Here is a 6,806-nt window from a genome sequence, read left to right as displayed (position 1 = left end):
GTTCCAAAGGCAGGTCTTCCCACGCAATGCCCGTGCGCAGCACATAGACGATGCCGTTGAGGGCCTGCTGATCACTGACACGAGGTCGTCCACCTTTGGAGGGAAGGCTTGACCTGCGGAATCAGTGGCTCGATGCGCTTCCACAGCGCAATAGGGATCTCTTTGCGACGTGTCATGCCGACAATGTTGCCGCCGACTCAACAAAATTCAAGGGTTTTGTTATCCGCTCTTAGTCGGTCTGGGGCGATGCGCACGAAGCGCTCGCCGTCGCGCATCACCAACCCGCTGTCGGTGCCGATCCATAGCCGGCCACGCGCATCGGTCACCAGGCTCATGATGGTGTTGCTGGGCAGTCCGTCCGCCGCATCCGGGGTGGCACGGAATGCCGTCACCCGACCATTTTCTTCGCGCCGGCACAGCCCGGCGCTGCTGGTTCCTATCCAGATCGCATCCTCGGCCTGGGCCAGCGCCCAGACCTGTCCATCGCATGCGCTGCCAACGTCGGGAAACGTCGTAAATGCCGAGCGCGCCGCATCCAGCATGCTCGGTGGCGAGCCATTGATGCCAACCCACATCCGGTCGCGATCATCGACGAACAGCGTTTCCACTTCGTTGCCCGGAATCGAACTGGCGACATGCGGATCGTGCTGCCACACCTGCAAACCGATGCCGTCATAGCGCGCTAGGCCATCGCTGGTCGCCGCCCAGACATAGCCTTGCCGATCCTGGGCGAAGGCCAGCACCATGCGCGAAGGCAGGCCTTCGGCACCACCGAAGCGGCGCATGCGCGGGGTCTCGATCTGGTTCACCGCCGCCGCATCCAGGCTACTCAGCAAGAGCACGGCCAACACCGACAACAGCACGTCCTTCATCGTCATCCTTATCCTCATCGCCGCGTGTGCACCCAGGCGCTCCTTGTTGGGACTGCACTTTACCCGCTACGCGGCAGTTCTTGGTTGCGCAAAGTGGCTCGCACTTGGCCGAGTCGCTGTTCTGCTGCTCGTTCCGACTGGCCGGCATGCGACCAACGCTTGGTCGCCCAATGCGACGGGCACCTGCCGCGCACGACACTGGTTGCGGCGAACGCGCTGCCGATTTGCTATCCGCGCTGCGGAACCAAGACAAGGCCGGCACAACGCTTCTGTCGCGGAGTCGGACGGCTTGCACGTCAACTTACGCGTCGCCGGCCTCGCTATCGCGCCGGCCATCATCGACATCGGCAAGCACCCGCGCCAATGCCTGCGCCAGCAGGTCGCCCGTGACCGGTTTGCGCAAAAAACCATTGCAGCCCGCGGCCATCGCCTGCGGTTCGTCATCGGTGTCGGCACGTGCGGTCACCGCCACGATCGGAAAGCGCACGCCCCGCGCGCGCAACTGCGCCACCAGCGCTGCGCCATCGAGGCCGGGCAGATCCAGATCGCACAATCCTGCATCGAAACTGCGCGTACTCACCTCTGCCAGCGCGGCAAGACCATGCAACACATGCGTGACGTGATGCCCACGCGTCTGCAGCAGGCCGACGATCACCTGCGCCACGGTCGCATCGTCCTCGACCAGCAGCAGCTGCAACGGCGCTTGCTCTCGCAGCGACGGAGCGCGCACTGCAGGCGTGACCGCAGCTAACGTCGACACCCAGTGCAGCGGCAGCTCGACCACAAAACAGGCGCCCTGCCCCAACTCACTGGTGACCGTCACCGCGCCGCCCATCGCCGCCGCAAGTTCGCGGCAGATCGCCAGCCCCAGCCCACTGCCGCCGTGCCGTGCCAGCGTGAGCGCGCCTTCGGCCTGTTCAAACCGCTGGAATAGCCGGCCGTGCTGATCGGCGCTCATGCCCGGCCCGGTGTCGCGCACTTCCACGCGCAGACCCTGTCGGCTGTGCTGCGGCAACGCGGTAACGCGCAGATGCACGCTACCGCGCTCGGTGAACTTGACCGCATTGAACAGCAGATTCAGCAGGATCTGCTGCACGCGACTGGCATCGCCATGCAATGCCGGCGGCAATGCATCGTCGAGCTCGCAGTGGAATGCCAGCCGCTTCTGCTCGGCGCTGGGACGCACCAGTTCCACCACCTGACCGACCAACTGACGCAAGTCGAAATCGCGATAATCCAGCGGCAATTTGCCCGCTTCGATCCGGGCCAGATCCAGTGCATCGTTGACCAGACGCAGCAGGTGCTTGCCGGCCAGCTGGATCGCGCTCGCATAGCCTTGCTGACGGCCATCCAACGGGGTCTGCAGCAGCAACTCGCTCATGCCCAGCACGCCGGTCATCGGTGTGCGAACTTCATGACCCAACGTTGCCAGAAAGCGCGTCTTGGCCAGCGATGCCTGTTCGGCCAACTCGCGCTTGTGTTGCGCCAGCTGCCATTGCGCGCGCATGCGGATCCGTCGGCGATAAGCGGCGGCCAACAAGGCGCTCAACAGCAATCCGGAAAAACAGATCAATGCAATGCCGATCTCGCTACGCCACCAGGGCGGCCTGACCGAAAATTGCAGCGAACGCACCTGTGAGCGATTGCCCAACGGGTCGATGCCCTGCAGCGCAAGCGCATAGTTGCCGGCGGGCAGGCTGGCGAATTCGCGAATGCCCGTGTTGCCTATGGTCTGCCAGTCCGTATCGAAGCCTTTCAGGAAGCTGCGATATCGATTGGAGAGCGGGTCGCTGTACGACAGCAGGCGGCTGACGATTTGCAGCTGACGGTCCTCGGGGCCCAGCTGGAACGGGCGGTCCATTGGCAAGGCGATCCGTGCGCCATTGCGCAGCACGCTGACATGTTCCAGCTGCAGTGCCGGCACGAACGGTGCAACATCCGGCATTGCCGTATCCAGCAGCACGGTAGAGCCATCGCTGGTTGCGCCGATCAAGGTGTCGCCCGACATCAACAGGCAATGCTGGATGAACTCCTGACTGGTCAGGCCATCGCGCGTGCCGATATTGCGGACCCGCGCCGGATGCACCGAGGGATCGATCCGCCAAAGCCCGCGCAGACTGGAAATCCAGACACGGCCACGCGGGTCGATCTGCATGGCAGAGGCATCGAACCCGCTCAGTCCATCCGCTTCGCCGACCTGACGGACGCGCTTCCAGCCGGCCGCAAGCTTTTGCCACTGTTCTGCGCCGGAGGCGCGATACACCCAAAGCGTGTCCGCAGACTGGCTGGCAAATGCCTGAATCGGCATACCCTCAAGCCCTGCCACCGGCACGAAGCGGCCTGTCGCCTCGTCCCATGCGAACATGCCGCCCTCGCCGGCCACCCAGACGCGCCCGTCGGGCCCCTGGTCCAGCTGTTGGATGTCGATCGCGCGTAGGCCATGCAGGTCTTGTTGGGTTATCCGCTGCAAAACCTTGCCAGTGCGCAGGTCGCGCTGCTGCACCATGTCGATGAAGGCCATCCAGACGGTGTCGCCATGCTCCATGATCCATTCCGGCGCCGACAACGCCGATGACGGCTCGGGCCCATCGGACGGCCAGTGCACGAAGTCACCAGTACGCAAATCCATCCGCGAAAGGCCAAAGGTCAAATTCCCCAGCCACACCCGTTGCAGGCGATCTTCCAGCGCCGACACCAACTCCATCCCTTTGAGCTGCGGCGACTGCAGGCCTGTCTGGAACGAATCGCCGGTACTCGGGTCCACGCGCAACAGTCGCCCCTGCGCATCCACCTGCCATAAGCCCCCTGAGCGCTTGGCAGGGGCCAGGTTGCAATAAATCGCATCGCCCATCGGCACCGCGGGCTTGAGCACGGCGCTGCGTTTCCAGTCGTCTGGCAGATACCCAAGCCCGGTGCCATGCATGGGCACCCACAGGCCGCCATCGGCCGCCCCCATCAAGCCGATCACGTTACGACGCGACAACGGCCCCTCCCCGCTCAGGGCGGGCACCGGTGGACGCTCTCCGCGCGTGCGCCACAACCCACGTCCGCTGCCCAGCCAGAATTCGCCATCCCGCGTCGCGACTGCGCCCCAGAATTCATTGCCGTTGCCGAACATCGTTGACCAGGCAAGCGGCTGCCAGCGACCGTCTGCGCGCAGCACATGCAATCCCGATTCGCTTCCCAGCCACAAACGGTCCCCGGTCCACTGCAAGCCGAAGATGGCCGATTCCCGGTTCGGCTCGTCCGCGATGTATTGGCGATGCAGTTGCTTGCCGTCGTAATAGGCCAGGCCATTGCTGGTACCGATCCACAGGCGGTGCTGGTTGTCCACCGCCAGGTTCATGACCATGGCGTGATCCAGCGCGCCGTCGATCCCGCCCAGATTCACCGACGACATCCCTCCGCTGGCATCGATGCGCACCAGCGCACCGGTGGTGGTGCCGGCCCAGATGCCGCCATCGAACGCGGCGATGCTGAAGATCTCGCCGTCTTTGAGTAATGGATAGTCTGCAGCGCGATAGTGAACAAAGCGCCTGCGGCCGGCATCCAGGACGCTCAGCGTCTTGCCGCAGCCCACCCAGACCCGGTCCAGCGCATCGATATGCAATGCCTGCACCGCATTGCAGGGCAACGATCCAGGGTCGGCCGGATCGTGGCGCCAGGTCCTGAAGCCGGCGCCGTCGTAACGCACCAGACCGTCGAGCGTTCCAAGCCATAGGTAGCCGGCGCGATCCTGGCTGATGGCAACCACCATCGTCGAAGGCAAGCCTTCGCTGGGTCCCACGATCCGAAAGCGTGGCACTTCCGGAATCTTTGCCGCGCATGGGCAAATCGCCACCAGAACGGCCAGCACCACGATGAGTACACGCATGGGGGAATCCTTTCCTCGTCCAGCCGGCATGCTCGCAACGGATCGTTGCGAGCGCAAGCCAAGCGCGCCTAGCCGGGATGTGTCTAGAATCCGCCCATGACAATCCTCGCCCGCCTGCTGGTGTCCTCTGCCCTGGTCGCAACCAGCCTCGCCGCCACCGCTGCGCCAGCGCGGTATGCGTTGGATCCGGTGCATACCCGGGTGCTGTTCGCGGTGGAACATGCCGGCCTTTCCAAGGCATTGGGCACCGTTTCCGGAAGTAGCGGCACGTTGATCTTCGACCCAGACGACTGGGCCGCGGCCCGGCTAGATGTCACCGTGCCGCTGCGCCGCGCCGACCTGGGCGATGCCAAGTGGAACCAGGCCACCCTGGCACGTAACCTACTCGACGCCGAGCGCTTTCCCGACGCGCATTTCGTCTCCACACACGTGGAAGCCAGCGGCGAAAACCGTGCCAAGGTCACCGGTCAGCTGACCCTGCACGGAGTCACCCGCCCGGTCACCCTGGACGTCACCCTCAACGCGCTCAAACGTCACCCGCTTCCGCCGTTCCGACGCACCGCCGGGTTCTCCGCCACCGCCACGCTGAGCCGCGCAGAGTTCGGGATCGACGCCTGGAAATCGATGATCGGCGATAGCGTGGAGTTGCGCATCGAAGCCGAAGCCTTGCGCGAAGGCCGCGCCGACGACGATGCACCCGAGCCGCAAGCCGCACCCACGACGCCGGACTCCGCCGCCACCCAGGAATCGGGTACATGAGCATGAAGAACCTCGAACGCTGGGGCGGTGTGAGCCAGACCCTGCACTGGCTGATCGCCCTGCTGATCCTGGTGTTGGGTATCGTCGGCCTGACCATGGGCGAGCTGCCCAAGACGCCGAAATACTTCTGGGTATACACCGCGCACAAGTCAGTGGGGCTGACCGTCCTGGCTCTGGTGATCGTGCGGCTTGGCTGGCGCATCTACGCCGGCGCACCACCGGCGGTGGCCGGTACGCCGCGCTGGCAGGAGCGCATCGCCGGGTTCACCCACTGGCTGCTGTACGCCATGATCTTCGCCATGCCGCTGTCGGGCTGGTTGTACGACTCCACCAGCGGCCTGCGGCCGTTCCGCTGGTTCGGCCTGTTCAATGTGCCCAAGCTCAGCCCCCCGGACGAACAACTGCGCGGCATTGCACACTTCATCCACGAATGGGGTTTCTGGTTGCTGATTGCCGTGGTGCTGGCGCATGCCGGCGCTGCGTTTTACCACCACCTGTTCCAGCGCGACGCCACCCTGGCGCGGATGTTGCCGCGTGGCTGGCTGGCTCCCAAACCATAAGGATTCCCCATGTCGTCCAAGTTGTTCGCCTCTCCGATACTGGTCGCGGCCTCGCTGGTTGCCACGTTCGCCGCCGCACCGGTGCTGGCCGCCGATTACGTGCAGGCGCCGGGCTCTAGCCTGGTATTCGCCAGCAAGTACGACGGCGAAGTGTTCACCGGCAAGTTCCCCGGATTCGACACCACGCTGAGTTTCGATCCGGCCAACCTGGCCGGGGCCAAGCTCGACGTGCGCATCCCGCTGGCCAGCGCGGTCAGCGGCAACAACGACCGCGATTCCACCCTGCAAGGCCCGGATTTCTTCAACGTCGCCAAGTTCGCCACTGCCCGCTACCGCGCCGACAAGTTTCGCGCCCTGGGTGGCAACCAATACGCCGCCGATGGCACCCTGGAATTGCGCGGGGTCAGCAAGCCGGTCACGCTGATCTTTACCTGGACCCCCGGCGCGCAGCCGGTGCTGGCCGGCAAGGCCGTCGTCAAGCGACTGGACTTTGGCGTGGGCGGCGGCGACTGGGCCGACACCAAGACCATTCCCAACGAAACCGCGATCAGCACCAAGGTCGTGTTGAAGGCGAAGTAACGCCACAGGCTGCAACCGGACGCAGCCACTGAGCGGCGGACTACTCGTCGGGTCCGCCGCTTTTTTATGCCCGCATGGCGTGCGACAGCGAGCGCCGATAGCCACCTCCAGAACGTGGCCGATGCGCGCAAGCCGCACCTTGCGCGACTGCAGTACAGATCG

At 64.7% G+C, this 6,806-nt stretch carries 4 protein-coding genes and 2 pseudogenes; 3 read left to right on the top strand and 3 right to left on the bottom strand.

Translation table 11 applies throughout. The features are described 5' to 3' along the window. The 3 genes and pseudogenes from XAXN_RS20720 to XAXN_RS06215 all read right to left on the bottom strand — a co-directional run. A pseudogene (locus tag XAXN_RS20720) lies at positions 1-176 on the bottom strand (transposase); the annotation flags it as partial. A 48-nt stretch (positions 177-224) separates the two neighbouring features. Then, positions 225-872 (bottom strand): annotated as a pseudogene (locus tag XAXN_RS06225) (ligand-binding sensor domain-containing protein); the annotation flags it as partial. Positions 873-1,173: 301 nt separating this feature from the next. Next, positions 1,174-4,746: a hybrid sensor histidine kinase/response regulator gene (locus XAXN_RS06215; protein WP_054318915.1), complete on the bottom strand. Its 3,573-nt coding sequence runs from the start codon at positions 4,744-4,746 to the stop codon at positions 1,174-1,176. Positions 4,747-4,842: 96 nt separating this feature from the next. Here XAXN_RS06215 and XAXN_RS06210 point away from each other — a divergent pair, with 96 nt between their 5' ends. From XAXN_RS06210 to XAXN_RS06200, 3 genes are read left to right on the top strand one after another with little or no spacing between them, the layout of a single operon-like run. After that, positions 4,843-5,505 (top strand): YceI family protein, encoded by a 663-nt coding sequence (locus XAXN_RS06210; RefSeq protein ID WP_054318914.1) that lies wholly within the window; start codon positions 4,843-4,845, stop codon positions 5,503-5,505. Then, positions 5,502-6,065, top strand: a complete 564-nt coding sequence (locus XAXN_RS06205) for a cytochrome b (protein ID WP_054318913.1) — start codon at positions 5,502-5,504, stop codon at positions 6,063-6,065. The genes XAXN_RS06210 and XAXN_RS06205 overlap by 4 nt, the downstream gene beginning before the upstream one ends. A 9-nt stretch (positions 6,066-6,074) precedes the next feature. Continuing rightward, a complete protein-coding gene (locus XAXN_RS06200; protein WP_054318912.1) occupies positions 6,075-6,644 on the top strand; it encodes a YceI family protein in 570 nt (189 codons plus the stop codon). Positions 6,645-6,806: the final 162 nt, after the last annotated feature.

Origin of the sequence: Xanthomonas axonopodis, from assembly GCF_001304695.1 — a bacterium.
In the GTDB taxonomy this organism is placed as follows: domain Bacteria; phylum Pseudomonadota; class Gammaproteobacteria; order Xanthomonadales; family Xanthomonadaceae; genus Xanthomonas; species Xanthomonas axonopodis.
Note: the sequence above shows the minus strand (reverse complement) of the source record. Positions and strands in the feature narration are given on the sequence as shown.

Bases quoted from the DNA above. Each gene is read 5' to 3' on its own strand.
- XAXN_RS06215 (WP_054318915.1), bottom strand. From the start codon at position 4,746: ATGCGTGTACTCATCGTGGTGCTGGCCGTTCTGGTGGCGATTTGCCCA.
- XAXN_RS06210 (WP_054318914.1), top strand. From the start codon at position 4,843: ATGACAATCCTCGCCCGCCTGCTGGTGTCCTCTGCCCTGGTCGCAACC.
- XAXN_RS06205 (WP_054318913.1), top strand. From the start codon at position 5,502: ATGAGCATGAAGAACCTCGAACGCTGGGGCGGTGTGAGCCAGACCCTG.
- XAXN_RS06200 (WP_054318912.1), top strand. From the start codon at position 6,075: ATGTCGTCCAAGTTGTTCGCCTCTCCGATACTGGTCGCGGCCTCGCTG.